26 protein-coding genes and 1 pseudogene are annotated in these 26552 nt (G+C 57.6%); 14 read left to right on the top strand and 13 right to left on the bottom strand.

The window, feature by feature from the left end; translation table 11 throughout:
• The first annotated feature begins 218 nt into the window (after positions 1 to 218).
• Positions 219 to 719 carry a heavy metal-responsive transcriptional regulator gene (locus NW828_RS06650; RefSeq protein WP_414382668.1) on the top strand — a complete coding sequence of 167 codons (501 nt, stop codon included), beginning with the start codon at positions 219 to 221 and terminating at the stop codon, positions 717 to 719.
• On the opposite strand, the gene glmS is transcribed toward NW828_RS06650, so the two are convergent.
• From glmS to rplI, 8 genes are all read right to left on the bottom strand, one after another.
• Positions 680 to 2527 carry a glutamine--fructose-6-phosphate transaminase (isomerizing) gene (gene glmS, locus NW828_RS06645; RefSeq protein ID WP_414382665.1) on the bottom strand — a complete coding sequence of 616 codons (1848 nt, stop codon included), beginning with the start codon at positions 2525 to 2527 and terminating at the stop codon, positions 680 to 682. The two genes, NW828_RS06650 and glmS, sit on opposite strands and share 40 nt — an antisense overlap.
• Positions 2528 to 2661: 134 nt before the next feature.
• Positions 2662 to 3885, bottom strand: coding sequence for an MlaD family protein (locus NW828_RS06640; RefSeq protein ID WP_414382662.1), 1224 nt, complete (start codon positions 3883 to 3885; stop codon positions 2662 to 2664).
• Entirely contained in the window at positions 3885 to 4691 is an 807-nt protein-coding gene (locus NW828_RS06635; protein WP_414382660.1) for an ABC transporter ATP-binding protein, read from the bottom strand. The genes NW828_RS06640 and NW828_RS06635 overlap by 1 nt, the downstream gene beginning before the upstream one ends.
• A 204-nt stretch (positions 4692 to 4895) precedes the next feature.
• Positions 4896 to 5771: a TerC family protein gene (locus NW828_RS06630; protein ID WP_414382657.1), complete on the bottom strand. Its 876-nt coding sequence runs from the start codon at positions 5769 to 5771 to the stop codon at positions 4896 to 4898.
• Between the two features lie 272 nt (positions 5772 to 6043).
• On the bottom strand, positions 6044 to 6877 hold the full coding sequence (gene larB / locus NW828_RS06625) for a nickel pincer cofactor biosynthesis protein LarB (protein WP_414382655.1): 834 nt from the start codon (positions 6875 to 6877) through the stop codon (positions 6044 to 6046).
• A gap of 46 nt (positions 6878 to 6923) precedes the next feature.
• Positions 6924 to 7820 (bottom strand): universal stress protein, encoded by an 897-nt coding sequence (locus tag NW828_RS06620; RefSeq protein WP_414382652.1) that lies wholly within the window; start codon positions 7818 to 7820, stop codon positions 6924 to 6926.
• 131 nt (positions 7821 to 7951) lie between these two features.
• Positions 7952 to 9727, bottom strand: a complete 1776-nt coding sequence (dnaB, locus tag NW828_RS06615) for a replicative DNA helicase (protein ID WP_414382674.1) — start codon at positions 9725 to 9727, stop codon at positions 7952 to 7954.
• A 178-nt stretch (positions 9728 to 9905) separates the two neighbouring features.
• Positions 9906 to 10370 carry a 50S ribosomal protein L9 gene (gene rplI / locus NW828_RS06610; protein ID WP_414329820.1) on the bottom strand — a complete coding sequence of 155 codons (465 nt, stop codon included), beginning with the start codon at positions 10368 to 10370 and terminating at the stop codon, positions 9906 to 9908.
• A 625-nt stretch (positions 10371 to 10995) separates the two neighbouring features.
• Here rplI and pstS point away from each other — a divergent pair.
• From pstS to NW828_RS06570, 8 genes and pseudogenes are all read left to right on the top strand, one after another.
• On the top strand, positions 10996 to 12072 hold the full coding sequence (gene pstS, locus NW828_RS06605) for a phosphate ABC transporter substrate-binding protein PstS (RefSeq protein WP_414382650.1): 1077 nt from the start codon (positions 10996 to 10998) through the stop codon (positions 12070 to 12072).
• Positions 12073 to 12158: 86 nt separating this feature from the next.
• The gene (gene pstC / locus NW828_RS06600; protein ID WP_414382647.1) at positions 12159 to 13127 is read left to right on the top strand and encodes a phosphate ABC transporter permease subunit PstC; all 969 of its coding nucleotides are present in this window, start codon (positions 12159 to 12161) and stop codon (positions 13125 to 13127) included.
• A 6-nt stretch (positions 13128 to 13133) separates the two neighbouring features.
• Positions 13134 to 14024, top strand: a complete 891-nt coding sequence (gene pstA, locus NW828_RS06595) for a phosphate ABC transporter permease PstA (protein WP_414382644.1) — start codon at positions 13134 to 13136, stop codon at positions 14022 to 14024.
• A gap of 82 nt (positions 14025 to 14106) precedes the next feature.
• Positions 14107 to 14934 (top strand): phosphate ABC transporter ATP-binding protein PstB, encoded by an 828-nt coding sequence (pstB, locus tag NW828_RS06590; RefSeq protein WP_414382641.1) that lies wholly within the window; start codon positions 14107 to 14109, stop codon positions 14932 to 14934.
• A gap of 95 nt (positions 14935 to 15029) precedes the next feature.
• The gene (locus tag NW828_RS06585) at positions 15030 to 15857 is read left to right on the top strand and encodes a TlyA family RNA methyltransferase (RefSeq protein WP_414382638.1); all 828 of its coding nucleotides are present in this window, start codon (positions 15030 to 15032) and stop codon (positions 15855 to 15857) included.
• 43 nt (positions 15858 to 15900) lie between these two features.
• Entirely contained in the window at positions 15901 to 16326 is a 426-nt protein-coding gene (locus NW828_RS06580) for a hypothetical protein (RefSeq protein ID WP_011432703.1), read from the top strand.
• Between the two features lie 354 nt (positions 16327 to 16680).
• On the top strand, positions 16681 to 16857 hold the full coding sequence (locus NW828_RS06575; RefSeq protein WP_414332524.1) for a hypothetical protein: 177 nt from the start codon (positions 16681 to 16683) through the stop codon (positions 16855 to 16857).
• 115 nt (positions 16858 to 16972) lie between these two features.
• Positions 16973 to 17071: pseudogene (locus NW828_RS06570) on the top strand (hypothetical protein); the annotation flags it as partial.
• 108 nt (positions 17072 to 17179) lie between these two features.
• Here NW828_RS06570 and sat read toward each other — a convergent pair.
• The 3 genes from sat to NW828_RS06555 all read right to left on the bottom strand — a co-directional run bounded on the left by sat (position 17180) and on the right by NW828_RS06555 (position 19828).
• Complete coding sequence (gene sat / locus NW828_RS06565) at positions 17180 to 18370, bottom strand: sulfate adenylyltransferase (protein ID WP_414382635.1); 1191 nt, start codon at positions 18368 to 18370, stop codon at positions 17180 to 17182.
• A 166-nt stretch (positions 18371 to 18536) separates the two neighbouring features.
• On the bottom strand, positions 18537 to 18905 hold the full coding sequence (locus NW828_RS06560) for a hypothetical protein (RefSeq protein ID WP_414329683.1): 369 nt from the start codon (positions 18903 to 18905) through the stop codon (positions 18537 to 18539).
• A gap of 140 nt (positions 18906 to 19045) precedes the next feature.
• The gene (locus NW828_RS06555) at positions 19046 to 19828 is read right to left on the bottom strand and encodes a ParA family protein (RefSeq protein WP_414350153.1); all 783 of its coding nucleotides are present in this window, start codon (positions 19826 to 19828) and stop codon (positions 19046 to 19048) included.
• A 131-nt stretch (positions 19829 to 19959) separates the two neighbouring features.
• On the opposite strand from NW828_RS06555, the gene NW828_RS06550 reads away from it, so the two are divergent.
• From NW828_RS06550 to NW828_RS06530, 5 genes are all read left to right on the top strand, one after another.
• Positions 19960 to 21246: a glucose-1-phosphate adenylyltransferase gene (locus tag NW828_RS06550; protein WP_414382632.1), complete on the top strand. Its 1287-nt coding sequence runs from the start codon at positions 19960 to 19962 to the stop codon at positions 21244 to 21246.
• A 216-nt stretch (positions 21247 to 21462) separates the two neighbouring features.
• Entirely contained in the window at positions 21463 to 23235 is a 1773-nt protein-coding gene (locus NW828_RS06545; RefSeq protein ID WP_414382630.1) for an ABC1 kinase family protein, read from the top strand.
• A gap of 48 nt (positions 23236 to 23283) precedes the next feature.
• Positions 23284 to 23652 carry a hypothetical protein gene (locus NW828_RS06540; RefSeq protein WP_414329675.1) on the top strand — a complete coding sequence of 123 codons (369 nt, stop codon included), beginning with the start codon at positions 23284 to 23286 and terminating at the stop codon, positions 23650 to 23652.
• A 170-nt stretch (positions 23653 to 23822) separates the two neighbouring features.
• Positions 23823 to 24152: a YggT family protein gene (locus NW828_RS06535; protein ID WP_011432695.1), complete on the top strand. Its 330-nt coding sequence runs from the start codon at positions 23823 to 23825 to the stop codon at positions 24150 to 24152.
• Between the two features lie 75 nt (positions 24153 to 24227).
• Positions 24228 to 25598 carry a cytosine deaminase gene (locus NW828_RS06530; RefSeq protein WP_414382671.1) on the top strand — a complete coding sequence of 457 codons (1371 nt, stop codon included), beginning with the start codon at positions 24228 to 24230 and terminating at the stop codon, positions 25596 to 25598.
• A gap of 79 nt (positions 25599 to 25677) precedes the next feature.
• Here the strand turns inward: NW828_RS06530 and NW828_RS06525 are convergent, their stop codons facing one another.
• Entirely contained in the window at positions 25678 to 26250 is a 573-nt protein-coding gene (locus NW828_RS06525) for a Uma2 family endonuclease (protein ID WP_414382628.1), read from the bottom strand.
• Between the two features lie 39 nt (positions 26251 to 26289).
• A partial coding sequence (locus NW828_RS06520) for a Uma2 family endonuclease (RefSeq protein ID WP_414382626.1) occupies positions 26290 to 26552 on the bottom strand: 263 nt, incomplete at its 5' end.

Here is a 26552-nt window from a genome sequence, read left to right as displayed (position 1 = left end):
CCCGTTCTTTTCGCGTCAGCGGGACGTAGTCCTCAAGCGCAGGAAACGTCCTTTTCGCGCCAGCGGCGCGGAGCGCTAACCGGAGTCACTGTTCGCGTCAGCGGGACGGAGTCCTTGAAGCCTGCACTCTCTCGCTTTGGCGGCGCGGAGCGCTTTGCATCAGCATGAGTGCGGGAGTATGTCACGCTGAAGAAATCTACAGGGATCCAGTTGGGGACATGTCGAATCCTGCTGCTGTCCGATCTGCTAGCCTGAAGATTGGCCAGGTGGCTCTAGCAGCCGGCTTGCCTGTACGCACGGTGCGCTACTACGAATCGATAGGCCTGCTGAAGCCAACGGTGGAACGGGCGGAGTCCAGCTATCGGCTGTTCGACCCTTCGGTTTTGGTTCGTCTGGCCTTTATCCGCCGCTGCCAGAGCCTGGGCCTGAGCTTAGAAGAAATCCGCCAAATCCTGGATGTCCACGACCGAGGGGAGCAGCCTTGTCCAGAAATTCGCCAGCATCTGCAAGGCAAGCTGCAGGAGATTGAACAGCGAATTGCCGATCTGCAAGCGCTGAAAAGCCAAATTCAAGGTCTCCTCTCCGATTGGCAGATCCCCCCTGCGGCTGCTGATGAAAAAGAGGTGATCTGCCCGATTTTGCAAAAACCAGGGGCTGGCGGTGGCAAGAGCGACAGCCGTTACTCCACTGTTACCGACTTAGCCAAGTTGCGCGGCTGATCCACATCGGCTCCGCGGCGCAAAGCCATGGCGTAGGCGAACAACTGCAGGGGGATCACGTTCAGAACCGCCGACAACAGGGGTGTCGTGCTGGGCACCTCGATGATGTGGTCGGCTTTCTCCCGCACCTGGGTGTCTTCGGGGTTGATGAGGGCGATCACCCGTCCCCCCCGCGCCCGCACCTGTTCGATGTTGGAGAGCATTTTTTCGTAGACGGGATCCCGGGTGGCAATGCACACCACCGGCACCCGCTCGTCGATGAGGGCGATAGGGCCATGCTTCATCTCCCCTGCCGGGTAGCCTTCGGCGTGGATATAGCTCACCTCTTTCATCTTCAAAGCTCCTTCCAGGGCAATCGGGGCGTTAACCCAGCGGCCCAGATAGAGCATGTTGGCAACATGATGGTACTGCTCCGCCAGTTGGTCGTAGAGGGCGGCGTCCTTCAGCATCAGGCTGATCTTGCCCGGCAGCTCAATCAAGGCTTGCAGGTGGGCTTGGATCTGGGCCGGGCTGAGGATCCCTTTGGCTTGGGCCAGTTGCAGGGCCAGCAAATACCCTGCCACCAACATGCCGGTAAACACTTTGGTGGAAGCCACGGCAATCTCCGGACCGGCATGGATGTAGAGAACCCCGGCATCCGCCAGACGGCTGGCCTGGGATCCGATGGCGTTGACAATCGCCAGAGTCGGGATCCCTTGGGTGCGGGCCTCGCTCATGGCTGCCAGCGTATCGACGGTTTCTCCCGACTGGGTTAGAGCCAGCAACAGGTGGTTGGGGCGCAACACCGGCTGGCGGTAGCGAAACTCAGAGGCATAGTCCACCTCCACGGGGGTACGGGCCAAACTCTCGATGAAGTACTTGAGCACCCAGCAGGCGTGCCAGGCAGTACCACAGGCTACGGCGTGGATGTGCTCAATGTGGGCCAGTTGTGCTTCAGAAAGCGTTAGCCCCTCCAGTGTCACCCGGCCCTGTTCCAGATCCACCCGCCCCCGTAGCGTATCGGTGGTGGTGCGGGGCTGCTCAAAGATCTCCTTTTGCATGAAGTGCTTGTAGCCTCCCTTGGCGGCTGAGACGGGATCCCAGGCCACGGTGATGCTGGATTTGCGCAGCTCCTCGCCGGTAATGCGCAGGTAGCGCACTTGAGACTCCGTGAGAACCGCCATTTCCCCATCTTCTAAGAACACCACCTTGCGGGTATGGCGGACAATGGCAGGCAGATCGGAGGCCACGAAGTTTTCCCCTTCTCCCTCTCCCACCACCACGGCTCCGGCATTGCCCAAACGGGCTGCGATCAGCCGATCCGGCGCCTCCCGATCCAGAGCCACTACGGCGTTTCCTCCCCGCAGTTGCCCCATGACCTGGCCAAAGGCCGCCTCAAAGGAGCCCAGCTCTTCGGTGTAGAGACCCAGCAGTTGGGCGATCACTTCCGTATCGGTTTGGGAGCGAAATGGGATCCCCCGCTCCAGGAGACGCTCCTTCAGCTCCAGGTAGTTTTCCACAATGCCGTTTTGGATCACCACAATGCGCCCGCGCTCGTCGCACTGGGGGTGGGCATTTTCTTCGGTCACGCCGCCGTGGGTGGCCCAGCGGGTATGTCCGATCCCTACCTTGGCGGTGGGCATGTTGGCGGTGAGCTTCACCAGCAGGTTGTGCAGCTTGCCGGTGGCGCGGACAACTCTCAATCCTTCTTCGGGATCCACTGTGGCAATGCCGGCAGAATCATAGCCCCGATACTCCAAGGTGCGCAGGCCCTCCAACAGGATGGGGGCAGCCCACTGAAAACCCACGTAGCCGACAATGCCACACATTCCTCACACCTCAACCTCAGTCGCATCAGCGTTGCGTAGCAATACAGGCAACACCTTATCCGCAAAGCCTACCCCAGGTTGGGGATCCCTTCAACGGCTTTGGCCGACGTTGTTCACCTCAGCGGGTTGCCAATTTATGGGGAAGTCTGCGGCTGCCATCCTTGGGATCCAGAGACAATCCCCTGGGCAAAAGAGACGGGCGCAAAACGAAAGTGATACCCTTCGGCCACCGCGGGCTGGATCCCATCTTCCCCAGGGACGCTGGAGACCAAGTTGCTCAGCCCCAATACCAACTCTCGAATGCCGCGGCGAAACTGGGGATCCCCGGTCAGCTCGTCGATGTCGGCGGTAATTTTTTGCATATTCTGAAAGGTGATGCGGGCGGAATCGAGGGTTTGGCGCAGAGTAGCTAAAGTGCCCGGATCGTTGAGGCTGGCGGCAATCTGCTGCAGATCTTCGGTAGCTTGGGCCACGTTCTCCGCAGCCGCTCGCACCTCGGCCAGGATCTGGCGCACATCGGCCTGGAGTTGTGGATCGGTAACCAGCGGGCGCACCGCGCTCGACATGGCCTGTAGATCGGCGCTCACCTGCTGAATGTTCTCCAGGACGGCGTTAAGGGAAGTGCGGTTTTGATCCACCAGGGCGGTGAATTGATCGGCAGCCGCTTGAAAACTGCGGGCAGTTCCCCTCACAGCCCCAGCCGCGTCTTGGATGGCTGTGGCAGCGGTCGTGAATTGCGACAAGTCCAGATCTTCGGTGCGCAGGGCAGCTACTCGCTCTTCTACGGTTTCTGAAAGACTGGCTACGCTATTGGCGACGCGGGTGATCCCCTCCAGAGTGGTGTTAAGGGTATCGAAGAGCTCGTCCTCGTTGACCCGTGTGAGCAATCGATCCAGCCTAATCAATAGCTGGCCAAAATCCACTCCAGGGGTTCCCTCCACCACATCTCCATTGCAAACCATTTGGCTGCTGTCGCAGTCTGGCGCCAGGGGGGATCCCGTTGCCGCCTGACCCCTCCCCTGGGGCAGGATGTCCATCACCGTTTCCCCCACCAACCCCGTCTGTTTGGTAAGAAACAGGGAATCGCGGGGGATGACTAGGGGCTGATCAATGGTCACCTGTACTTCTACTTGGCTGGGTTGAGGCACAATCCGCTCCACTCGACCTATGGTTACCCCCCGCAGCCGCACACTGGATCCCTCGGCCAGCCCGGCCACGTTGGTATAGGTGACGGTAAATTGAAAGCCGCGACTGCCGAAGCGCAGGTTGTAGATCCACAAAAACAGGCCGGCAAAGCCCAGCGCCCCCGCCAGGATCAACAGGCCCACTGCCCCTTCTCGCACTGCTCGCGAACGCATCACACCTGCCCCGCCACTTGAATCGGCCCTTCTACGCTACCGCTGAAAAACTGCCGCACAAAGGGGTTATCGCACGTTTCAATCTGCTGCACGGATCCCTCCCACTGCACCTGCCCCTGGGCCAACAGGACAATGCGGTCGGTGGCGCGGTAAATGGTGCTGTGTTGGTGGGTCACCACAATGTAGCTCTCACAGGCTTTTTTCACCTGCTGCAGCTCCCGGATGAGATCTTCAATTACCGTGGAGGCAATGGGATCTAAACCCGCAGTGGGCTCGTCGTACAGCAGCAATTGGGGCTCATCCTGGGGCAGAGAAGGATCCTCCATAATGGCGCGGGCGAAGCTGGCCCGTTTGCGCATCCCCCCCGAGAGTTCTTCTGGCAGGTTGTGCTCTTTGCCCGCCAGTCCCACCGCCTCCAGCTTGGCGGCCACCAATTCTTGAATACGGGAGCGGGGCAACTGCGAGTGCTCGTAGAGCAAAAACCCCACGTTTTCTTCCACCGTCAGGGAGTCGAAGAGGGCGGCCTGCTGAAACACCATCCCTACTCGCAAAGGGGGAGTTGCATGATGGGCTTGAATCTCCGGGAGCGGGATCCCGCACCAGAGCACTTCTCCAGCGTCTGGCTCCGTTAGGCCGGCGATGATGCGCAGCAGCGTCGATTTCCCGGTGCCCGAAGGCCCCACCAGGCCCAGGGCCTCACCCCGGTACACCTTCAGATCCACGTGGTCAAGCACCACCGTCGAGCCGAAGCGCTTGGAAACTTGGCGCAGCTCCACCAAGGGGGCAGTGCTCTGCACTGCTGGCATGCTCAGAACCTCCGCCCTCGCCAAAGGCTGGAGCCTATTTTCCGCGGCCTGCTGCTCCTTTGGGCTGTCTATGCTGCTTCTGAAGCACTTGACCAATGATTTCAAGCAAAACTGGGGGCTCAGGATGCTTCCCTCCTTGAGTCGGCTTCACTGCTAGTTTAGGAGTCGGCAGGGGCCAAGGCAATGAAGCAGCCCACAGCCCTATCAAGGCAGATCAGGGATCCCTGGCGATAGGCCCAAGCCGTACCTCTCCTCTCCATTCTCTCTGCTCTGCAGCTCAGGGGCGAGGTCTTCCTCAAGGGCAGCCACCCAACCGGAGGGGACGATTTCCATCTCGTCTGTAACCCCTGCTCTTTTCTCTTCCCTCTTCTCTCCGTCAGCCAGCTCCGGCTGTTCATCCTGCTCCGAATTGAGTTTCACGCGCCGCGAGAAACCCCAGACAAATAGGGGGATCACAGCCACCACCATCCCCCACTCCGGGATCTCGATTTGGGGGAAAAACACCTCCAACAACATGGTGCTCCCCACCAGGGCAATGATGGCAAAAGCGGCGTCTTCCAGGTGAGAGAACTCGTCCAACCAACGCAAAAACAGAGAAGCCATGTAGCGCATCAGGGTAATGCCGAGAATGCCGCCGAGGATGATTACCCAAGCCTTGCGGGAGACGCCCACCGAAGCGGCGATGCTGTCGAAAGAAAAAACCAGATCCGTCAGTTCCACCATCACCAGGGTCTGCCAAAAATTGGCGTGGCGGGTGATGTCCTGTTCTTGGCCTTCTTCCTCGCCCCGAAAGTGCTGCCAGGCCAGCCAGAGCAGGTAGCAGGCTCCCAAGAATTGGGCGGGCGGATACTCCACCAACCAAACCGCTGCAAAGACAATGGCGATGCGAAAGCCGTAAGCGCCGATGATGCCCCAGCGCAAGGCCCGATTCTGCTGCTGGGGGGTGGGCAGATGCTTCACCAGAGCCGCCAGGGCAACGGCGTTGTCCGCAGAGAGGGCGGCCTCCAAAAACACCAAAGCCACTACCAAGAAAATATCTGTCCAGGTGAAGGACTGAGTCATCCCTTGTGCCAGGGTCAAGGTCGCCCCCATCGCATCTATGGCATTTTTGACAAGTGTGGCATCAATTAGCATATTCGCGCGTTTTGTCCGCCCCAGTCAGTCCAACACAGCAGTTAACCAGCGTAGGAACCCTCCCCATCTTCGGATAAAGGTACCCCAGAAAAAGGCATGAACCCAGTTAGGTGACCAGAGGCAACACCCTCAAACTCCCGAAGGATGGGAAAGAGAAAGTCCAAGCCTAAACTATGGCCTGAGTATAGCCTGTTTGGCTCAGGATCCATTTACAGTTCTTAACCTTCCGAAATCTGTCGATTCCCTGTTGGATCTCCAGTGGGGCCGCATGAACTCAATCGAGCTGCCAGCCGTTGTCCGCAACGCAGGATCTGGCCTGCCAGAATCGCCGCCCCAAAACCGTTATCAATGTTCAGCACTCCCACCCCCGCTGCGCAGGAGTTGAGCATAGTGAGCAGGGCAGCCAAGCCCTGGAAGCTGGCCCCGTAGCCAATGCTGGTGGGCACAGCGATCACCGGACAATCCGCCAGACCCGCCACCAAGCTGGCCAAGGCCCCCTCCATGCCCGCCACCACGATCAGCACGTCTGCTTGCAGGGCCGCCCGGTTGTGCAGCAGCCGATGGATCCCGGCCACCCCCACATCCCAGAGGCGCTTCACCTGAAATCCGGAAAGCTCCAGCGTGAGGGCGGCTTCTTCTGCCACCGGTAAGTCGGCAGTGCCGGCGGAGATCACGCTGACCTGTCCAGGATGGCTGACCACCTGCTGGGACGGGATCCAACACAAGCGGGCCAACTCGGAATACTGGGCCTGGGGCAAGCGGCTGCGGATCTCGGCATACACCTGGGCTTCGATGCGGGTGGCCAAGGCCAGGGATCCCCGCTGGTGGAGTTGCTCCAGGATCTGGGCAATCTGATCTGGGGTCTTGCCCGGCCCCCACACGGCTTCGGGAAAGCCCGTGCGCAAGGGACGGTGGTGATCCACATGGGCGAAATCTCCCACCGGCTCGAAGGGCAGAAAGCGATAGGCCTGCAGAGCTTGCTCTGGGGTGAGCTTCCCTTGGGCCACCGCCCGAAACAGATCCTGCAGCGCTGTCGTAGAGGGGGGGGTCATGGAGGATGAGTTAATCTGCAACACTCGGCTTGGATCTTGCCTGGATCTACTGGGCCAAAGACCCGCGCGGGAAAAACAACACCGGATGCCAACTTTGCCGCAAAATCTCGCCGGTTAGGCTGCGAACCGACCACTCCCAGAAGCTGCCCACGTGGGGGGAGGCAGTGGCGATGGCCGTCATGTCTTCATCGGCGGCGGTGGCCAGGATCTCTTTGAGAGGGGATCCCACCCGCACCAGGGCCCGCAACTGTACCGGTTTCACCCGCTCGACCAGCGGTTCAATCACCTGAGCCAAGTCGGCTTCGGCCTTGCGTTGGAGCACCTCCACCGGAGTTCCTTGGTTGCGGCGGGCGCTGGGATCCACCACGTAGAGCAGGGTAAGCGTCTGGCACTGGGAAGTACCGGGCAGCAGGTGGCCGAGATGGTTCAGCAACTGCTGACGCGGCTGCTCAAAGTCAAAGGGCACCAAGAGGCAGCGCAACAGGTGGCGGCTGCGCAAGCGCAATTCTTCCAGGGTAAAGGTAGCCAGCAGCTGGGGGCGCATCACCAGTAGGGGGATTTTCAGCTTCGGCAACAGCGCCATGGTGGTGCTGCCGAACAATTTTTCGGCGAGCAGGTTGTGGGTACCCATGCCTGTAATCAGCAGATCGGAGCCATAGGTTTGGATGCCTTTTAGGATTAAATCGGCTGGCCTGCCCACCTGCACCAGAGCCTTGACTTCCAACCCCGCCGGGATCGGGTTCAGCAGCTTCTGCAACTGGGTCTGCTCTGCCTGGACTTCGGGGGTAATGTCGTCGGGAATGCCGATGTCGTCATCCTGCCAATCCAGACTGCGCACGAAGGTGACGCGCTCGATGCCATTGCTGTGCAGATCTTCTAGACACTTGCCAAAACGCTGCAGGCCATCTCGGCGGTCGGTGGCAATTAACACGTTTTTAAACATATCGTTTTAAGCATTAGGAGAGAGGGTAGCCGGCTCAAGAGCAACGCTTTGGCCCGCAGCGATCCTAAGCTAACACCTTGCGGGGTTGTTCCCAAGGCAGCAGCTCCGGATCCCTCTTCAGCGTCGATTGCTCACCGGTTGGGATCGGCCAGGTTGCGAAACTGGGTGTACTGGCTTTCGAACAGCAGGCGCACAGTGCCGGTGGGGCCGTTGCGATGTTTGGCAATGATGACCTCGGCAATGCCGCGATCGCTGGTGTTGGGATCGTAGTATTCCGGGCGATAGATCATCATCACCAGATCGGCATCCTGCTCGATGCTGTTGTGAACCAGCAGACCGTTGGCCACGAAGTTGTGATGGCGGGGCATTTCGATGTCGTAAACCGGCTGAGGCTCCCCCGGCTCGCTGATGAACACCACCGGATCCCAGATCAGCCCCTCCTGCACCACCACCGCCACCTCTTCTTCCAATTGCAGCTCATCCAGGGTTTTCCAGCCCTGTTGGGTGAAAAAGGGGTGATTGCCGGTGGCGCGAATGGAAAAGTTGAGGCGGGTTTTCAGAAGACAAGTGGGCTGGTGACCGCTGCGAAACACTTTCACAGGCTGTTGGGGCACCAAGCGCCCGCGCCCGTTCAAGCTGAGCAGACGGGGCAGTTCCGCCGCAGCCGGCAGGGCCGCCAGTTGATCCAGCCGCCAGATCTTGCCGCGATCCACATCCATCACCTGCGTATCCCCGGCCAGACAGCCCGATTCCCGCAGGTCTGCCAGTTGTGGACGTTTATCGGAGCGCGACTCGACAGCCCGACTGAGCTGAGACAGCACCAGCACCGGCACCATCAGCTCTTTGGCCATGGCCTTGAGACCACGGGTAATGCGCGACAGCTCCTGCACCCGGTTGTCGGCGGCGGATCCCTGCATCAGTTGTAGGTAGTCGATCAACACCATCCCCAACGTTCCCCCCTGTTCCGCCTGCAAACGCCGCGCTTTGGAGCGAATTTCTGTAACAGTACAGTCAGGGGTATCGTCGATGAAAAGGGGCAATTGCGACAAAAAACCAATGGCTTGGCCCAGGCGCTGCCACTCGTGTTCGCTAATGCGCCCAGAACGCAGGCGGCTGCTGTCGATGCGGGCTTCGCTGGCCAAAAGCCGCTGCACCAGTTGCTCCCGAGACATTTCCAGGCTAAAGATAGCGACCGGCTGCTTGGCGTAGGCAGCCACATTTTGGGCAATGTTGAGGGCCAGGCTGGTTTTCCCCATCGAAGGCCGACCGGCCAGGATCAACAAATCGGATCGCTGCAAGCCCTGGGTCAGGTTATCCAGGTCGATGAATTTGGTCGGGATCCCCGGAAGCTGTGCCCCGCTTTGGAACTTCTCTTCCAAATCCGAGAAGATATTGACCAAAACCTCAGAGGCCGGGATGAGGCTACGCTGCACCCGCTCTTGGGTGAGTCGAAACACCTCCTGCTCGGCTTGATCCATCACCTGAGACAGGGGCTGGCTGGTATCGTAGGCCAAACGAGCCAAGGTATTGCTCACCTGGATCAACTGGCGGCGCATGTATTTATCCATCACCAGGCGGGCATACTGGTCGATGTTGACGCTGCTGACGGTTTGCTCTAGCAGGCGACGAATCGCCACCGTTCCCCCCACCCGCTCCAGAAGGTGATGATCTGCCAACCAGGCAGACACAGTCATCAAGTCGGTGGGTTGGCCTTGGCTGTGCAGTTGGAGGGCAGCCCGGTAAATCTCTTGGTGGGCAGAGATGTAAAACATCTCCGGACGCAGAAACTCCGCGACCCGCATCAATGCATCCGGATCAAGGAGAATGCCCCCCAGGATCTCCTCCTCAGCTTCTATGTTCTGGGGAGGAAGCCGATCCCCACCCGTTAAGTCGTAATCGCTGATCACCACAAGCCAGGATAGGAAAATCAACCCAGCCCTAGGGCAACCGGCCTCTCAGCCAGTCAGCTCCAATCGTCAGGCGGGTCAAGCTCTAGGCTGAGCATACCCGCTTGTTGCCTAAGGCAAAAACCCTACTCACCCCGGGATCCCTCACGGGAACTCAGGGATCCTCGAAGGTGAGTCCTCATTCGGGAGTAACCTGAATGCGCAGCGTAGCGGTAACTTCGGGGTGTAACTTTACCTGCACGGGATAAACCCCGGTTTTCTTGATCTCCTCGTTGAGGAGAATGTTGCGGCGGTCGATATCTAGACCGCTGGTAGCCAGCACCACCTCAGCAATATCGCTGGTGGTCACCTGCCCAAATAGGAGGTCGTGTTCTCCCACTTTCTTACGGATGACGAAGCGACCAATGGTCTCCAGAGCGGTCTTGTAGTTTTCCGCCCGTTGTTTTTCTGCCAGTTTACGAGCCGCTTCCTGCTCCAGACGCATCTGCTGCTCTTTCAATATGCCAGGGGTAACCCGCACCGCCATCTGCCGCGGGAAGAGGTAGTTGCGAGCATAGCCGGGCTTGACGTTGACAATCTCTCCGGGCTTGCCCAGCCCTGGGATCGCCTGGCGCAGCACAACCTGCATGTTACGTTTCGACATCGGGGAAGGCACTTCATTTTCTCGACAGCCTTCCATTCTAGAGGCTCAGCAGGTTCATCGTCAGCCCAGAGTGCCATAGCCACCAGCCCGTCGGCATAGGGGATCCCTTCTCAGAGCTTATTCCCGATTGGCAGGTCTCTAGAGTCCTCTTCCAGCTCTGAACCTTGGCGGGAAGATGAAGAAGCCACCTTTCCAAACTCAAAAGGCGGAAGTTCTCTGTTTTGGGAGATACCCAATCCAGGATAGGGAGTGGCTGACACCAAAGGGGATCCCTTGAGGGGTTTGCAACATTTGGCGGATATCCCCAGAGATAACCTGGGCTTAACCTCGTTTTAACCAAAAACAACTGACCTTTACGTTATAGTAGCTGGGCGAACTGGTGAAGTCTTCGATGGAGCGTTCCGTGGGAAACCTCGCGTGCTCGGAGGGATCCCTGGGATGTTGCGATCGGTTGAAGGCTTGTTGAGGATCGCAGGCTTAGCTTGAGAGTTGCCTCTAAGCTTCCAGGCGGCATTGGTTCACCTGGTTCAACGAGTTTTGATTGGGCTGGGTGAAGTTCTGAAGTAGAATAGCCTTTTTTAGAGCTGGACTGAGATTTTGTCTTCATCTGGGAGAGGAGATCTGTATGGTGACGTTGCACCCCTTGGAGCGTCGTTCTTTCCTGAAGTTTCTATCTGCCACTGTTGCCGGCTTTGCGGCCAGTCAGACGAATTGGCAGCGGGTGTTTGCTCAGCAGACCATCACCATCAATGGCGCTGGGGCGACCTTCCCGGCCCCCATCTATCAAACTTGGGCCCAAGAGTTTGGCAAGAAAAACCCTAACATCCAGGTCAACTATCAGTCTGTAGGAAGCGGTGCGGGTCGTCGGCAGTTTGTAGCCCGCACGGTCGATTTCGGTGCCACTGACAGCGTGCCCCGTCCTGAAGAGATCAACCAAATTGAGAGTGAGGCTAACCCTCCCAAAGGGATGGTTTCTGTACCCATGGTGGGCGGAGCGTTAGTTGCAGCGTACAACATTCCTGGGGTGGGCCCCGAAATCCGCCTTTCCCGCCTGGCACTGGCGAATATCTTCCTGGGCAAGATCAAGAACTGGAACGATCCCCTGCTGGCTGGCCTTAACCCAGGGGTGACTTTCCCGGATTTGCCGATTACCGTCGTGCATCGCTCTGATGGAAGTGGTACCACCGATATCTTCACCACTCACCTCAACGCTATTAGCCCAGAGTGGAAGCAAAAGGTGGGTCGCGGCCCTTCGGTAAACTGGCCAACCGGCGTAGGGGCGCGCGGGAACGAAGGGGTTTCCGAGCAGATCAAGCAAATTTCTGGCTCGATTGGCTACGTGGAATTCGGCTTTGCCAAGCTCAACAACCTGAACATTGCCCGTCTGGAAAACCGGGCAGGCAAGTTTGTAACTCCCAACGTCGAGACGGAGAAAGCGGCGCTGGCCAGAATTCAGCTCGACGAGCGTTTGCTGGGGATCGATCCGGATCCTAGTGGGGAAGACTCTTACCCTATTGTGGGCTACACCTGGATCCTTGCCTACAAGGTTTACCCCAAAGCCGAGACTTCCAAGGCCGTTAAAGAGTTTCTCCGCTACGGCCTCACTGAGGGGCAGGCTTTCGCTGAGCAGTTGGGATATGTCCCTCTGCCGGAAGAAACGCGGCAAAAAGCTCTGGCTGCGCTAGAAAATATCACTCCGTAAGAACTTTTACTAAGTAGAACCAGGAACAAGAATCCCCGTTCTTTAGGACGGGGGGCGTGTCAACAACTATCCCTAGCTCCAGGCGTATGAGCTCCCTTTCTTCTGACAGCAACCTTCTGTTTCAGCCTCGACCGGTTTTCCAGCGCCGGCGCGACCAGGTTTTTATCTGGGCTACGCGGATTGCCGTGTTTTTCTCGGCCTTCCTGCTGCTCTGGATTGCTCTGGAGATCGGCATTCAGTCTTTGCCAGCTATCAGCAAGTTTGGACTGAGTTTCTTCTGGAGCACAACCTGGGATCCGGTCGAGGATATCTATGGGGCCTGGCCACAGATCTACGGCACGCTAGTGACTTCTCTCATCGCTCTGATTGTGGGGGTTCCTTTTAGCTTTGGCATCTCTATTTTTCTGAGCGAGGATTTTCTTCCGAAGTCCTTGCGTCTGGCTCTGATCATTGTGGTTGAGCTGTTGGCGGCTATTCCCAGTGTGGTGTTCGGCATTTGGGGATTGTTTGTCTTCATCCCCTTCTTCCGCCCCGTTCAGATGTTCCTGTACGAGAACTTCAATTGGCTTCCCATTTTCAGCACACCACCGATTGGGCCGGGGATGCTGACGGCAGGGGTTGTCTTGGGGATCATGATTATCCCCATCATTACAGCCATCGCCAGGGAGGTTTTGGTGGCTGTTCCTCCTGAGCTGCGCGCGGCTGCCTATGCGATGGGGGCTACGCGATGGGAAGCCATTTTTGGAGTGGTACTACCGGCTGCGATTGGGGGTATGTTGGGGGCTGTGGTGCTGGGTTTGGGACGCGCCCTGGGCGAGACCATGGCGGTGGCAATGCTGATTGGCAATGCGCGGGGGATTAGAGTCTCGCTTTTGGCCCCTGCCAGCAACATCCCTGCATTGCTGGCCAGCGAGTTTGCAGAAGCAGCCGACAAGCAGATCTCGGCTCTGATGTATGCGGCTTTGATCTTGCTGGTCATTACGCTGGTGGTCAACATCATCGCTGAGCTGATGGTTCGTCAGGTCAAGTTTGCTTTGACGGCTTCTCGGGAGTAGAGGAACATGGCGACACAAGTGGCAGCACAGGCCAATTTGTTCAAACGCAAAGTCAGATCCAAGCGCGTCGTGCTCGACTGGGTGATGACAGGCCTGACCTTTGCTTCCAGCATTTTTGCGATTGTTGTGCTCGCTTCCATCCTTTACTATGTTTTCGTCAATGGCATTGAGCGCTTCAATTGGCAGACCTTAACCCAGCTTCCTCCTCCTCCTGGAGATCAGGTGGGTGGCTTTGGCAACGCTGTGCTGGGAACGATCATTGTGGTATCGATTGCCATTACAATCACTTTCCCTATTGGTCTATTTGCTGCGATCTATCTCTCGGAGTTCGGCCAGAACAGTTCTACAGCATCATCTCTGCGTTTCATTATCAAAGTGCTGACGGGGGTTCCTTCCATCATCGCTGGCGTGTTCGCCTATGGGGTGCTGGTGCTTTCCACCAAGACCTTTTCTGCCCTTTCTGGCGGAGTAGCTCTATCGGTATTGACTTTGCCGATCATCATCCTCTCCTGCGAAGAGGCTCTGCGCTTGGTGCCGGCGGATACTCGGGCTGCTGCCTATGCTCTGGGCGCTTCCCGGGTGCAGACCGTGTTTCGAGTTGTCTTGCCGGCTGCCTTGCCGGTGATCCTAACGGGGGTGACTTTGGCCATTGCCCGAGCAGCAGGGGAAACAGCGCCTCTAATCTTCACCGCTCTGTTCAGTTTCCTATGGCCCGATGGTTTGCTGAAGCCAGTAGCTTCGCTGGCGGTGCTGATCTACAACTTTGCCATTGTTCCCTTCGAGAACCAGCAGAAAATTGCTTGGGGAGGAGCCTTGGCTTTGGTGATTCTGGTTTTGATCACCACGATCAGTTTCCGGCTGCTGCTGAGCCGTCGTCAGGAAACCATTACTATCTGATCTGTTTCTTCTGAGATTTTTGCCTCACTATTCTTCGATTTTGAGTTTGGGTTCTGAAGCAACGTCTACCTCTGGTACTCCTATGCGCCCTCCATTTCCCGGCACTCCTGATTCCTCTGAGAAATCCGCCAACCTAACTGTTGAGCTGGAAACGCAAGCAGTCAGTGTTTACTACGGCTCTCATTTGGCGGTGAAGCAGGTTTCTCTGAAGATTCCCAAGAATCACATCACTGCTTTTATTGGCCCTTCCGGCTGCGGCAAGAGTACTTTGCTGCGCTGCTTTAACCGCATGAACGATCTGATCCCGGGGGCGAGAGTGGAGGGATCCGTCATTTTTCACGGGAAAAACATCTACGATCCCGATGTAGACCCTGCTGAAGTGCGGCGGCGAGTTGGCCTGGTGTTCCAAAAGCCCAACCCTTTCCCCAAATCAATCTACGACAACATTGCCTTTGGGCCACGGGTCAACGGCTACCAAGGAGACTTGGATGAGCTGGTAGAGCGCGCATTGCGTCAGGCCGTCCTCTGGGATGAGGTGAAAGACAAGCTGAAGATGAGTGGGCTCTCCCTTTCGGGGGGACAGCAGCAGCGTCTTTGCATTGCCCGCACCTTGGCCATCCAGCCGGAGGTTATCCTGATGGATGAGCCTTGTGCCTCGTTGGATCCAATCTCCACGTTGCGCATTGAGGAGTTGCTCAAGGAACTGGGCCGTCGCTACACGATCATTATCGTTACCCACAACATGCAGCAGGCAGCGCGGGTCTCCGACTTTACCGCCTTCTTCAACACTGAAGTCGACGAAGAGGGGGTTCGCTACGGACGGATGGTGGAGTTTAACCGCACTGAGAAAATCTTTAACTCTCCCGCCCATCGGGAAACGGAAGAGTACGTGAGCGGACGGTTCGGCTAATCTGCTGTTGGCGATCCCTCAATTCTGGTCAGTTGGGATCCCGCTCGCCTATTCTAATGGGCGGGAAGATCTATGCAAGGTGAGGCACCGGCGAGATGGCCAAGCGGGTGCGTCTGGATAGCTGGTTGGTGGAGCGCGGATATTTTTCCTCACGCCAGCAAGCGCAACGCTCCATTTTGGCAGGAGAAGTCTTTCTAAATGGGGTGCGGGCGGAAAAGCCTGGAACCTGGGTGAGCGGGGATCCAGCGGTGCAAGTCCAGTCTGGACCTGCTTTTGTCTCACGGGGGGGAGAAAAGCTACAGGGGGCGCTGCAAACTTTTCCTGTTCAGGTGCAGGGTCGTATTTGTTTGGATGCGGGCATTTCCACAGGAGGTTTTACAGACTGCTTGTTGAAACGGGGAGCCCAGCGGGTCTACGGAGTGGATGTGGGCTATGGGCAACTGGCTTGGTCTCTGCGAACCGACCCACGGGTCATCCTCAAGGAACGAACCAATCTGCGCTACCTGCAGCCTGTCGATCTCTACGGAACGGAGGTGCCTACTCCAAGCTGGCCAGATCTGGCAGTGGTGGATCTCTCTTTTATTTCCCTAACCAAGGTGTTGGATCCTCTCTGGAACCTGTTGCGTTTCCCACGGGAGGCGCTGTTGCTGGTGAAGCCCCAGTTTGAGGCGGGCCGAGACCAGGTGGGTAAAAAGGGGGTGGTACGGGATCCGGTTGTCCATGCCCGCGTGCTGGAGACGGTGATGCGCTCGGCTATGGCTCAGGGTTGGCAGGTGCAAGGCTACACGTGGTCGCCCATCACTGGCCCTGCCGGCAATATCGAGTATTGGCTCTGGCTGGCTGAAGGAGAAGGGATCCCTCTCCCCAGCGGCAGTGCGCTACAACAGATGAGCGAGCAGGCAAGAGCGACCCTACACGGGTAGCTTGTCGATTTTGTCAATAGGTTGATGTGCTGGGTTGGGGGAGATGAGCCAAAAAATTGAAGAATTGTTTCAGGAAGGGATTCGGCGCTATGAATCCGGGGAAGCAGCCAAGACGTTAATTCCCTCTTTTGAGTCAATCTGTAAGGGATCCCCAAAGGCGGCGGCGGCTTGGACGTGCTTGTCCTGGCTTTATCTTCTGGAAGGTCAGGCGGAAAAAGCTCTGAAGGCCGCCCAGACTGCTGTGAAGTTGGATCCGGTGGATGCTCAGCCCCGTGTGAATCTGACCCTGGCCATGCTGGAGCTGAAAAAAACCGGGGTACGCCAGCAGGTGGAGGCCATTAAGCAAATCTTGGCACGGGATCCCGAGCAGATTGAGGGTGTCAAATCCAACCTGCAAGAGGGAGGGAACCGCCGTCCTGCTTGGCCCCACTTGAGCAAGATTTACAACTGGCTCTTTGAAGAAGATTAAGTGACCCTATTCCTTGTTTTGCAACAAGACTTTAGGAAAATCTAGAGCTTTTTATTTTAATCTACAACTCTTAGCGATGTTCTCATGGAGTTGGTGCTAAACTTCTTGTACCCAATAGCAATATGGGATCCATTTATCGATAGGGGTTAGCTCTCGTCGCTTCTCTTCCCCGGCCTCAGTTGATTGATGAGATTGAACTCCGGGCTGGCGCGAGATGCTTAGCTCGGCGGTGGCTGCACTTCATTATATTGCAGTGGTGTTGCACTGCCGCCGCTTCCATAGCCACTGAATCGAGTCCCGTTTTCCAACCTCACTTTTTTGACCCCTTTGACTGCAGATGGGAGGAACTTTAAGATGAACCGTCAGACCGTTTGGGTTAAGAGCGATACCCGAAACCACCAAGGCTATTTCATTCCCCAGTGTGAGTATACTTTGGTCGAGGCCGACCAAAACGGCTGGGCGCTGATCTGTGCGGACAATGCCCGCTGCTATTATGTGGATCCCGAACAACTCTGGTTTGAGGCGGGATGAGAACTGTTGCTGCCTATTCAGGGCTGCTTGACTTCGAGGGAGTTCTGTAGAAACGCGGGCTCCCCATCATACATTCTCCCCATGCCGTTGGGCAGAGTTTTTTTCATGGGATGAGGATTGGCCCGTCATGCCTGTACACAGAACGGGCTTTAGGCTGGTACCTTGGGGCTTCTTCGACCGCAACCCGACAATCAATCTAGCGGAGCCGGCCTGATACTCGACTGGAATCTGGTTCAAGTTCAACTTTCAATACAACTTTCAATACAGAGGGTCTGGTCTGTCCCAGGCCCTTTTTGACTGCCACTTAGGGAGATTCCCAGGGTTAACCCCGCTCTCGCATGGCTTCGGCCAGCAGCCGGGCCACTTCTGGTCGAGAAAACTCCGGCGGGGGCACTTCACCGCGGCGCAGCATTTCCCGCACCTTGGTACCTGAGAGGTGAATGCGCTGGTGAGGCTGGCTGGGGCTGGTCTTGGCCGTGGCCATGGTGCCGGTGACGGTGCAATAGAAAGCATGTTCAAACTTCAAGGGAATGATGCCCAGCTCCCCCGGCTGGAACTCATCGAAAATGTGTTGGGCATCGTAGGTACCGTAGTAGTTCCCCACCCCGGCGTGATCCCGCCCCACAATGAAATGGGTACAGCCATAGTTTTTGCGAATGAGAGCATGGAAAATAGCCTCGCGGGGGCCGGCGTAGCGCATCGACGCAGGGTTGATGGCCAAGATCACCCGCTCCTTGGGGTAGTACTTTTCGATCAACACCTCGTAGCAGCGCATACGCACATCGGCGGGAATGTCGTCGCTTTTGGTAGCCCCCACCAGCGGGTGCAAAAATAGCCCGTCCACAATCTCCAAGGCACATTTTTGGATGTATTCATGGGCGCGGTGGATGGGGTTGCGGGTTTGGAAGCCTACAATGGTTCTCCAGCCTCTTTCCCGAAACAGTTGCCGCGATTGGGCCGGGTCAATCTGGTAGGCCGGAAAAAGAGGGTGGGGATCCCGCTGCAGGAGGGTGACGGGGCCGGCCAAATAGACGGATCCCTGCTCGTAGAGCACCTTTACCCCTGGATGTTGCTCATCGGTGGTGCGATAAACTTGCCGGGCTTCGCGGGTTTTGTCGTAGGTAAATTTCTCCGTCAGCTCCAGTAGGCCCAGGATCTTGCCCTCGGCACTGGCCAAGGCAATCATTTGCCCCTCTTTCAGACCCGCTGCCACTTCCGAGGAGACCGGCAGGGTGACCGGCAGCGACCAAGCCAAGCCATTGGCCAGGTGCATCGTTTCCAGAACGGCCTGGTAATCTTCCCGCCCCATAAACCCCGTTAGCGGGCTGAAGCCCCCAATGGCGATCATCTCCAGATCCGATTGGGCCCGCTCGTCGAGATAGAGGATGGGGCAATGTTCGGCTTTGGAACGCAGCTCCTGCGCCTGCTCAGGCGGGGCAATGCGGTTGATCAGGGTGCCCCCGTGGGGCGGAATGGCATCACCAGCAGGGAGAGTCGATGGAGATTGGCTCATGAGAAGGGCAGCGAGAACGACGGTTGTCCAAATCCAATATCCAGCTATCGAATCCCGGATCTCCAGGAAGCAGGGAAAAAAGCACAGGTCGGGCTGAAAACAGGAGGGAGCAGAACAGGTGGAGACCCCATCCAAATCACGCCCTTAGGGATCCCTTCCATCCCAGTCAATCCAGCAGATAGGGAGGCATGCTTTCATCGGTAGCTGATACATTGTCGAAGATGGGCCGATTCATGATCTTCTTTTGCGCGTGCAGAGGCGAGGATTGGGGTTTGGGCTGAATGATGGGGGCTTGCTCTTTGGGTTTCCGTAACTCCTGGATGGTTTTGGCCCGCTCGTCCGCAACCGCTTGCAACTGCGCCAGCGCCTTTTGCAATTCGTCCCGATGGGCAGTAACCTGCTGCAATTGAGCTTGCAGGGTAGAGACTTTGTTTTGGTAGTCCTGCAAGAGTTGTTGAGCTTCGGCCAGTTGGCTTTTGAGGGCTGCAATTTCCGGCAATTCTGGGGTTGGTTCTGGGGGAGACTGAGAAGACATCGTTGTCGGCTCCTCGCCTGTGGGAGTAGACTCTGCGGAGGTGGGCTCTGAACTGGTTTTAGCACCGGCCTTGCGCCGAATTCCGCCAGAGCGGCGGGAAATTTCCCCCGACGAAGGAAAGAGGCTGCGGTCAGATCCAGTCACAAGAGCACCTCGCGTTCAACAAACTGCAGCAGCCGCTGACACACCGCCGATCCAGGCCGATAGTCCATCACCGTCAAGCCGTAGTCAAAGGCGATGCGCAAATCGCTGCTATCTGGAATGGTAACGGGTGAAAGCACATCCGCAAAAATCTGTTGCGCTTGCACGTACAATTGCCCGGTGTGGGATCCCGACCAAATGCCCCCCGGCAGATAGCGGTCATCCAGCATTGTCAAAATGGCGCGGGCTTGGCTGAGCTGGCCTTTCAGGGCCTCAATGTAGCGCAAGGTTACTTCCGTGCAGGAGAAATCGGCGCGGTTGAGCCGTGTCGGGATCAACACCCGCTGGGCCACCCGCAGGGCATTGGCGGTGAGGGCATTCAGTTCTCCCGGCGTATCGAGAAAGATGAAGTCGTAGTCCGGCAGCAAGGGATCCAGTTGGCGCTGCAACAGATTCTGCCCCATCTCTCCAGCAGCAGCCAGTTGGGCCGCCACTTCCGCCATGGTGCTGTGGGAGGGCGCCACATCTACCCCCTTGTCGGTGCAGTAGATCACCTCTTCCAGAGGACGTTGGTGTTGCGGGTGTAAGCTGGCCCAAACCGTTTCCGGTGCCGGCAAGGATCCGGCCTCTTCCAAGTAGAGACTGCTGGCAGTGGCCTGGGACGTGAGATCGATGAGCAGAACTCGGTATCCCCGTTGGGCCGTCAACTGAGCCGCGTGGACGCAGAGGGTGGACTTGCCAGTGCCCCCTTTGTTGTTGGTAAAGGCCAGGATGCGCGCCATCAGCTCTCCCTGCATTCTGTCTTGCCAACTTGTTCCCCTTTCCGAGCAGCCCGGCCAGATCCGACAGGACAGCCGTTTAGGTGGCCCCGCAGCAGTCTATGCTATTGGGTGTAGCCTGGTGGAGGACAACCATGCGCGATGTACTGGCGATCATCTTGGGAGGTGGGCGTGGCACCCGACTTTATCCCCTGACCAAGCGCCGCGCCAAACCCGCTGTGCCCCTGGCCGGCAAATACCGCCTCATCGACATCCCGGTCAGCAACTGCATCAACTCCGACATCGAAAAAATCTACGTCCTCACCCAGTTCAACTCGGCCTCTCTAAACCGCCACATCGTCAACACCTACCGCTTGTCTCCCTTTACAGGCGGCTTTGTGGACGTTTTGGCGGCCCAACAAACCCCTGATAATCCCGATTGGTTCCAAGGCACCGCCGATGCTGTCCGCCAATACCTCTGGCTGATGGACTCCTGGAAGCCGCGGGACTTCCTCATCCTATCTGGGGATCACCTCTACCGCATGGACTACCGCCCCTTCATCCACCATCACCGGCAGGTTGGGGCCGATGTGACCCTGGCGGTGCTCCCCTGTGAAGAAAAAGTGGCCTCGGGTTTTGGCTTGCTCAAGCTTGGCGAGAACGGTTGCATCGTCGATTTCAAGGAAAAGCCGACAGGAGATCTGCTGAAAGCCTGTCAGGTGGACACGCAAGCCCTCGGCCTCAGCCCGGAAGAAGCCAAAGCCAAGCCCTACATCGCCTCCATGGGCATCTATGTATTCAAGCGAGAAGCTCTGATCGAGATGCTCAAAGTCAAGGAGCACACCGACTTTGGCAAAGAGGTGCTGCCGGCAGCCATCGGCAAGTACCATCTGCAAGCCTACCTCTTCAAGGGTTACTGGGAAGACATCGGCACCATCGAGGCTTTTTACCGGGCCAATCTGGCACTGGTGCAGCAGCCCAACCCGCCCTTCAGCTTCTTCGACAGCGAAATGCCCATCTACACCCGCCCGCGCTTTTTGCCCCCCAACAAAATCCTCGACTCCCAGATCGTCAACTCCATGATCGCCGATGGCTGCATCATCAAAAACGCCCAAATTCGCAACTCCATCATCGGCATTCGCAGCCGCTTGGAGGCCAACACCATTGTGGAAAACACCCTGGTAATGGGAGCCGATTACTACGAGTCGGTAGAAGAGCGGCAGGCCAGGCTAGAGGAAGGGATCCCACCAGTGGGCATCGGGGCCAACTCTCACATTGTCAACGCCATCGTGGATAAGAATGCCCGCATTGGGCGCAATGTCCGCATCCTCAACAAGGATCACGTCACCGAAGCGCAGCGGGAAGAGGAAGGGATCTGGATCAGCAACGGCATCGTCACCATCATCAAAGACTCGGTGATCCCGGACAACACCATCATTTGAGGGGGAAACAGGCCGGCCCTGGCCGAGAAGGGGGCAGGATGGGGCTGACAGGCCCTTGCGCAGAAACGGCGAGGCTTTTGAGGGGGAAACAGGCCGGCCCTGGCCGAGAAGGGGGCAGGATGGGGCTGACAGGCCCTTGCGCAGAAACGGCGAGGCTTTTTCTGTTAAGATGGATACCAAGAGCTTCAAAACAAAAGACTGTGAGATCGCTGGAGTGTGTTTAGTAGAACTTCGCCCATTGCCGCTTTGGAAGTTTACGATCCGCAATTGATCTGCCGCTATTACCGCTGGCGCCTGCCCCAAGTGATCGGTCGGGCGCTGGCCATTCTCTGGCCTTTCTTGTGGTTTGTCCTCTGTTTGCGCTGGGATCAACTATGGGGACACACTGATCGCAATGTGGGACGGCGCTCGGTGCAGTTGCGAAAGCTGCTCAGCGACCTGGGGCCAACGTTCATCAAGGTGGGTCAGGCCCTCTCCACCCGCCCCGATCTGGTGCGCAAAGACTACCTAGAAGAACTCACCCAACTGCAAGATCAACTGCCGCCATTTCCTTCCGAGCAAGCATTTGCCCGCATCGAATCCGAGTTGGGCCGTCCGATTGCCGAGATCTTTGCCCAGATCTCTCCAGAGCCGGTGGCTGCTGCCAGTTTGGGCCAGGTTTACAAAGCGCAGTTGCACAGCGGCGAATGGGTGGCGGTGAAGGTGCAGCGACCCCATCTGCGAGAGCAGTTGAGCCTGGATCTGTACCTGATTCGCTGGGCCTCGACATGGCTGGGCCCCTGGCTGCCCTTAAACCTGGGCAGTACTTTGACGGCGGTGGTCGATGAGTTTGGCCGCAAGCTTTTTGAAGAGATCGACTACCTGCACGAAGGGCGAAACTGCGAGCGCTTCGCCGAATACTTCCGCGACGATCCGGATGTGTACGTGCCGCGCATCTTCTGGGCTTACAGCACCCGCCGGGTTCTGACCCTGGAGTGGATCGACGGCATCAAGCTGACGGATGTGGAGCGCATTCGAGCAGCCAACCTGGAGGTGAAACAATTGGTGCGTATCGGGGTGGTTGCTGCCCTCAAGCAATTGCTGGAATACGGCTTTTTCCACGCGGATCCCCATCCGGGCAACCTGTTCGCCCTGGCCGATGGTCGCTTGGCCTACATCGATTTCGGCATGATGGATCAGCTTACCGAGGAAATGAAGGAGTACTTGGTGGATGCTCTGGTTCACCTGGTGGATCGCGACTACAACGCCCTGATCGATGACTTTATTCATCTGGGCTTTTTGCAGCCGGATGTCGGCCGCCAAGAGCTGATCCCCGCCTTGGAAAAGGTGCTGGCAGACGTGCTGACCCAAGAGGTGGTCAACTTTAACTTCAAAACGGCCACAGATCAGTTCTCCGACTTGATGTACCGCTACCCCTTTCAGGTGCCCTCCCACTTTGCTCTGGTGATCCGCTCTTTGGTGACCCAAGAGGGAGTAGCCCTCAGCCTCTATCCCCAGTTCCGCATCGTCGGTGTGGCCTATCCCTATGTGGCCAAGCGCCTGCTGACGGATGAATCGCCGCGTATTCGCCAACGGCTGCTGCAAGTGTTGATCAAGGATGGTAAGTTCCGCTGGAACCGCCTGGAGAACCTGATTCAAATTGCCCGCAGCGATGGGGGATTGGATTGGTTACCCACCGCCCAAACGGGTTTGCGCTACCTGATGTCGGAAGAGGCCCGCGATCTGCGTCGCCAGTTGGTGCTTTCCCTCACAGAAGATGATCGCCTTCACTTTGAGGAGCTGCAGCGTTTGTGGCAGTTGCTCAGCCCTGAACTTTCCCCGGCCTACCTCTGGCAGGCAACGCTGAGATCCCTACCCTCGACCGGCGATCTGCAACACACGCTTGCCGAGTTGAGGGAGCAGGTGCAAGCCCATCTGGAACATCTCAGCCGCTGGCGGCTACCTCAACCTTGGTCGGATTTGCTGGCAGGAGTGGGACAGGAAAGGTAGAACAGAAGAAGATGACTCAAGTTTATTGTTATTGAGCTGGACAAAAGCGTGGCAGATCAGAAAGGTGACTTCATTGCGGGTGTAGTGACCGGCGCCCTGTTGGGAGGGATCATCGGCGGGGTCATTGGGTTTGTGCTTGCCCCTCGACTCAGCAAGGGATCCGCCGAAGGCCAACGCCGGGATCCAGATCGCCTCAACGGCACCTCGGTAGCCCCTGAACGACCGCGCCTCAGTGCTTCGGGTGAGTCGGCCATGTCCAGCGACTGGAGGAAGTGGGAAAATGAGGCAGAACGCATTGCTCAAGCCCGCCGCACTCTAGAGGCCAAGATTGCCGAGTTAAACGAGGCGATTCAGGCCATGCGCACGCAATTGCTCGTCAAGGAAACCTCTTCCAGGGCTGTTGAGGAAAAGCCTTGAGCAGGGGATCCCTGTCCATGCCAAACTAGAGGCGGCAGCGGCTTTCCTCTCTAGGTTCTGCCATCCTCTCTCGGCTGAGTTGCGATCCTGGGCCAGGTCTGCCTCTGGCGAAGGTGCTTCAGCTTAATGGATGTTGAGTTGATCGAGTTGTTTCCCTACTTTTCCCAACCATGATGCTCAGTCACTTGTTGTCTCCTCTCGCTTGGGTGGACGGCCTCTCCCTGGGGTTGGTCTACGGCACTGCCGCGTCTTTGCTGTTCCGCTCCCTTTACCAGTTCATTGTCATTTACAATGCTCTGCTGATCGTGCGGATTTTGCTGAGCTGGTTCCCGCAACTGAACTGGTCTAACCCCATCCTGTCGGTGCTCAGCCAACTCACCGATCCCTATCTCAACCTGTTCCGCGGCATCATTCCCCCCATTGGTGGCTTGGACTTTTCCCCCTGGTTGGCCTTCATTTTGCTCAGTTTTGCCATGCAGGTGGTGGGCCAGTTTGCCTAGCTGCTGTAGCACTGGATTCATCTGGATAGGCCGGGATCCCTTTACGATGGAGAGCTGCTTTTTTCGTTGCCCGCCATGCAGATCCCCGGCGTTGCCCACTACTGGCTGCTGAATGCTCAGGTTCCCCTGTCGGTACTGAAGGAGGCGGTGCCAGGAGCTGTTCCCAACCGCGATAACCTGGTGTTGCTGGATCTGGAAATCGAAGGGGGGCAGATCCGCCAAATCCAGGCGGCAACAGGGATCCCGCCCCAGGGGATCCCCAGCGTGGATCTAAGGCGGGGCCAAGTGTGGCCGTGTTTTGTGGACATCCATACCCACCTGGACAAGGGACATGTGTGGCCGCGCACCCCCAATCCCGATGGTACCTTTGCCGGGGCGAGGCAGGCCGGGCAGGAAGATTGGGTGAAGATGAAGCAAGCCTATGACGGGGATCCGGAGCAGTTTCGGGAGGATCTCTACCGTCGCTTCAGCTTTGGTTTGCGCTGCAGCTATGCCCATGGATCCCAGGCAGTGCGCACCCATCTGGTCTGTGAGAATCCTCAGGTTATGGGGGCCAGCTGGGAGGTGTTTGTTCAGCTGCGCCGAGAGTGGGCGGGCAAGCTGGAACTCCAGGCGGTCGCGCTTCTGAGCTTGGATACCTTTCTCACCCCTGCAGCAGAAAAGCTGGCGGACAAGGTGGCGGAAGTGGGCGGGATCCTGGGTGGGGTGGCGGCGATGGGGCCGGAACTGGATCGGCAATTGGATCGGGTGTTTGCCCTGGCCAAGGAGCGGGGCTTGGCTCTGGACTTTCATACGGATGAGACGGATGATCCGGGATCCCTCACGTTGAGACACGTGGCAGCGGCGGCCTTGCGCAACGATTTTCCCCATCAGGTGGTGTGTGGCCATTGCTGTAGCCTGGCCGTGCAACCGCCGGAGGTGGCCCACAAGACTATGGCCTTGGTCAGAGAGGCGGGAATTGCCGTGGTCAGCCTGCCCATGTGTAACCTATATTTGCAAGCCCGTAACCCCGGCCATACCCCCCGCTGGCGGGGAGTGACGCTGTTGCATGAGCTGAAGGCTTTGGGCGTGCCGGTGATGATAGCCAGCGATAATTGCCGGGATCCCTTCTATGGCTTTGGGGATCACGACGGCTTGGAGGTGTTCCGGGAGGCCACCCGCATTTTGCACCTGGATACCCCCTATGGGAATTGGCCACAGGCCATCACCACCACCCCTGCCCGCATCATGGGCTTGACCGAGCGAGGGCAAATTGGGGTGGGCTTGCCGGCAGATCTGGTGCTGTTCAAAGGACGTGGCTTTGATGAGCTGCTTTCCCGTCCCCAGCATGACCGAGTGGTGTTGCGTCAGGGGCAGGCCATCGACACCACTTTGCCGGACTACAGCGAACTGGACGACCTAATGGAGAGGGTGGGAGCAGCGGTTAGTTCTGGCTCCAAGCAGTAGAGCAGGGTTACTTGAATTGCAGCGAAGCAGCTTGGGGATCCCTGACATTTCTCCCCAACCTGGGAAAAAGGTGGGTCGATTATTCCCAGATTAAGGTGAGATCCACCACAAAGCCAGGGAGAACGGGATCCCCAGACAAACTCACAGGCTGCTCCAAAACTTGTACCGGCTGACCGGGGCGATAGACGTGGACTTGGCGACTTTCCGGGTCAATTAACCAGCCCAGCTGGGATCCGTTGTCTAGGAACTCCTGCAACTTGGCCTCAAGGGTGGCCAGCTCATCGGTAGGGGACTTCAGTTCCAGCACAAAGTCAGGGCACAGAGGAGCAAACCGACGGCGCTGCTCTGGGGTGAGCTGCTGCCAGCGCTCTTTGGCAACCCAGGCGGCATCGGGAGAGCGAATGGCCCCATTGGGCAAGGCAAAACCGGCGGAAGAGTCGAAGACAAAACCTAAGTTCTTGCGTCGATTCCACTGCCAAAGTTGGCCCAGTAGGTCGGCGTTGCGGAATCCACTTTCGCTGCCTGCAGGGGCCATGGCGATCAGTTCTCCTTGGGCGGTGCGTTCCAGGCGCAGCTCAGGATTCTGCCGACAAAGCTGCTCGAAAACTTCATCGGTTAAATTCACAGCCGGCTGCAGGTTGAGGGCAATCATGAGCTCATCCTGGTGGGCAGTTTTAGAGCGTGGGGAGCACTATTCCCAGATTAAGGTGAGATCCACCACAAAGCCAGGGAGAACGGGATCCCCAGACAAGCTGGTAGGTCGCTCCAAAACTTGCACCGGCTGACCTGTGCGATAGACATAGACCTTCCCGCTTTCCGGGTCGATTAACCAGCCCAGTTGGGATCCGTTGTCCAGGTACTCCTGCAGCTTGGCCTGAAGGGTGGCCAGCTCATCGGTAGGGGACTTCAGTTCCAGCACAAAGTCAGGGCACAGAGGAGCAAACCGACGGCGCT

This window comes from Synechococcus sp. W55.2 (genome assembly GCF_047461635.1).
In the GTDB taxonomy this organism is placed as follows: domain Bacteria; phylum Cyanobacteriota; class Cyanobacteriia; order Thermostichales; family Thermostichaceae; genus Thermostichus.
Note: the sequence above shows the minus strand (reverse complement) of the source record. Positions and strands in the feature narration are given on the sequence as shown.

What these genes read in the sequence shown, in the direction of transcription:
- NW828_RS06650 (WP_414382668.1), top strand. Translation starts at nt 219, where the DNA reads ATGTCGAATCCTGCTGCTGTCCGATCTGCTAGCCTGAAGATTGGCCAG.
- glmS (WP_414382665.1), bottom strand. Translation starts at nt 2,527, where the DNA reads ATGTGTGGCATTGTCGGCTACGTGGGTTTTCAGTGGGCTGCCCCCATC.
- NW828_RS06640 (WP_414382662.1), bottom strand. Translation starts at nt 3,885, where the DNA reads ATGCGTTCGCGAGCAGTGCGAGAAGGGGCAGTGGGCCTGTTGATCCTG.
- NW828_RS06635 (WP_414382660.1), bottom strand. Translation starts at nt 4,691, where the DNA reads ATGCCAGCAGTGCAGAGCACTGCCCCCTTGGTGGAGCTGCGCCAAGTT.
- larB (WP_414382655.1), bottom strand. Translation starts at nt 6,877, where the DNA reads ATGACCCCCCCCTCTACGACAGCGCTGCAGGATCTGTTTCGGGCGGTG.
- NW828_RS06620 (WP_414382652.1), bottom strand. Translation starts at nt 7,820, where the DNA reads ATGTTTAAAAACGTGTTAATTGCCACCGACCGCCGAGATGGCCTGCAG.
- rplI (WP_414329820.1), bottom strand. Translation starts at nt 10,370, where the DNA reads ATGTCGAAACGTAACATGCAGGTTGTGCTGCGCCAGGCGATCCCAGGG.
- pstS (WP_414382650.1), top strand. Translation starts at nt 10,996, where the DNA reads ATGGTGACGTTGCACCCCTTGGAGCGTCGTTCTTTCCTGAAGTTTCTA.
- pstC (WP_414382647.1), top strand. Translation starts at nt 12,159, where the DNA reads ATGAGCTCCCTTTCTTCTGACAGCAACCTTCTGTTTCAGCCTCGACCG.
- pstA (WP_414382644.1), top strand. Translation starts at nt 13,134, where the DNA reads ATGGCGACACAAGTGGCAGCACAGGCCAATTTGTTCAAACGCAAAGTC.
- pstB (WP_414382641.1), top strand. Translation starts at nt 14,107, where the DNA reads ATGCGCCCTCCATTTCCCGGCACTCCTGATTCCTCTGAGAAATCCGCC.
- NW828_RS06585 (WP_414382638.1), top strand. Translation starts at nt 15,030, where the DNA reads ATGGCCAAGCGGGTGCGTCTGGATAGCTGGTTGGTGGAGCGCGGATAT.
- NW828_RS06580 (WP_011432703.1), top strand. Translation starts at nt 15,901, where the DNA reads ATGAGCCAAAAAATTGAAGAATTGTTTCAGGAAGGGATTCGGCGCTAT.
- NW828_RS06575 (WP_414332524.1), top strand. Translation starts at nt 16,681, where the DNA reads ATGAACCGTCAGACCGTTTGGGTTAAGAGCGATACCCGAAACCACCAA.
- sat (WP_414382635.1), bottom strand. Translation starts at nt 18,370, where the DNA reads ATGAGCCAATCTCCATCGACTCTCCCTGCTGGTGATGCCATTCCGCCC.
- NW828_RS06560 (WP_414329683.1), bottom strand. Translation starts at nt 18,905, where the DNA reads ATGTCTTCTCAGTCTCCCCCAGAACCAACCCCAGAATTGCCGGAAATT.
- NW828_RS06555 (WP_414350153.1), bottom strand. Translation starts at nt 19,828, where the DNA reads ATGGCGCGCATCCTGGCCTTTACCAACAACAAAGGGGGCACTGGCAAG.
- NW828_RS06550 (WP_414382632.1), top strand. Translation starts at nt 19,960, where the DNA reads ATGCGCGATGTACTGGCGATCATCTTGGGAGGTGGGCGTGGCACCCGA.
- NW828_RS06535 (WP_011432695.1), top strand. Translation starts at nt 23,823, where the DNA reads ATGATGCTCAGTCACTTGTTGTCTCCTCTCGCTTGGGTGGACGGCCTC.
- NW828_RS06530 (WP_414382671.1), top strand. Translation starts at nt 24,228, where the DNA reads ATGCAGATCCCCGGCGTTGCCCACTACTGGCTGCTGAATGCTCAGGTT.
- NW828_RS06525 (WP_414382628.1), bottom strand. Translation starts at nt 26,250, where the DNA reads ATGATTGCCCTCAACCTGCAGCCGGCTGTGAATTTAACCGATGAAGTT.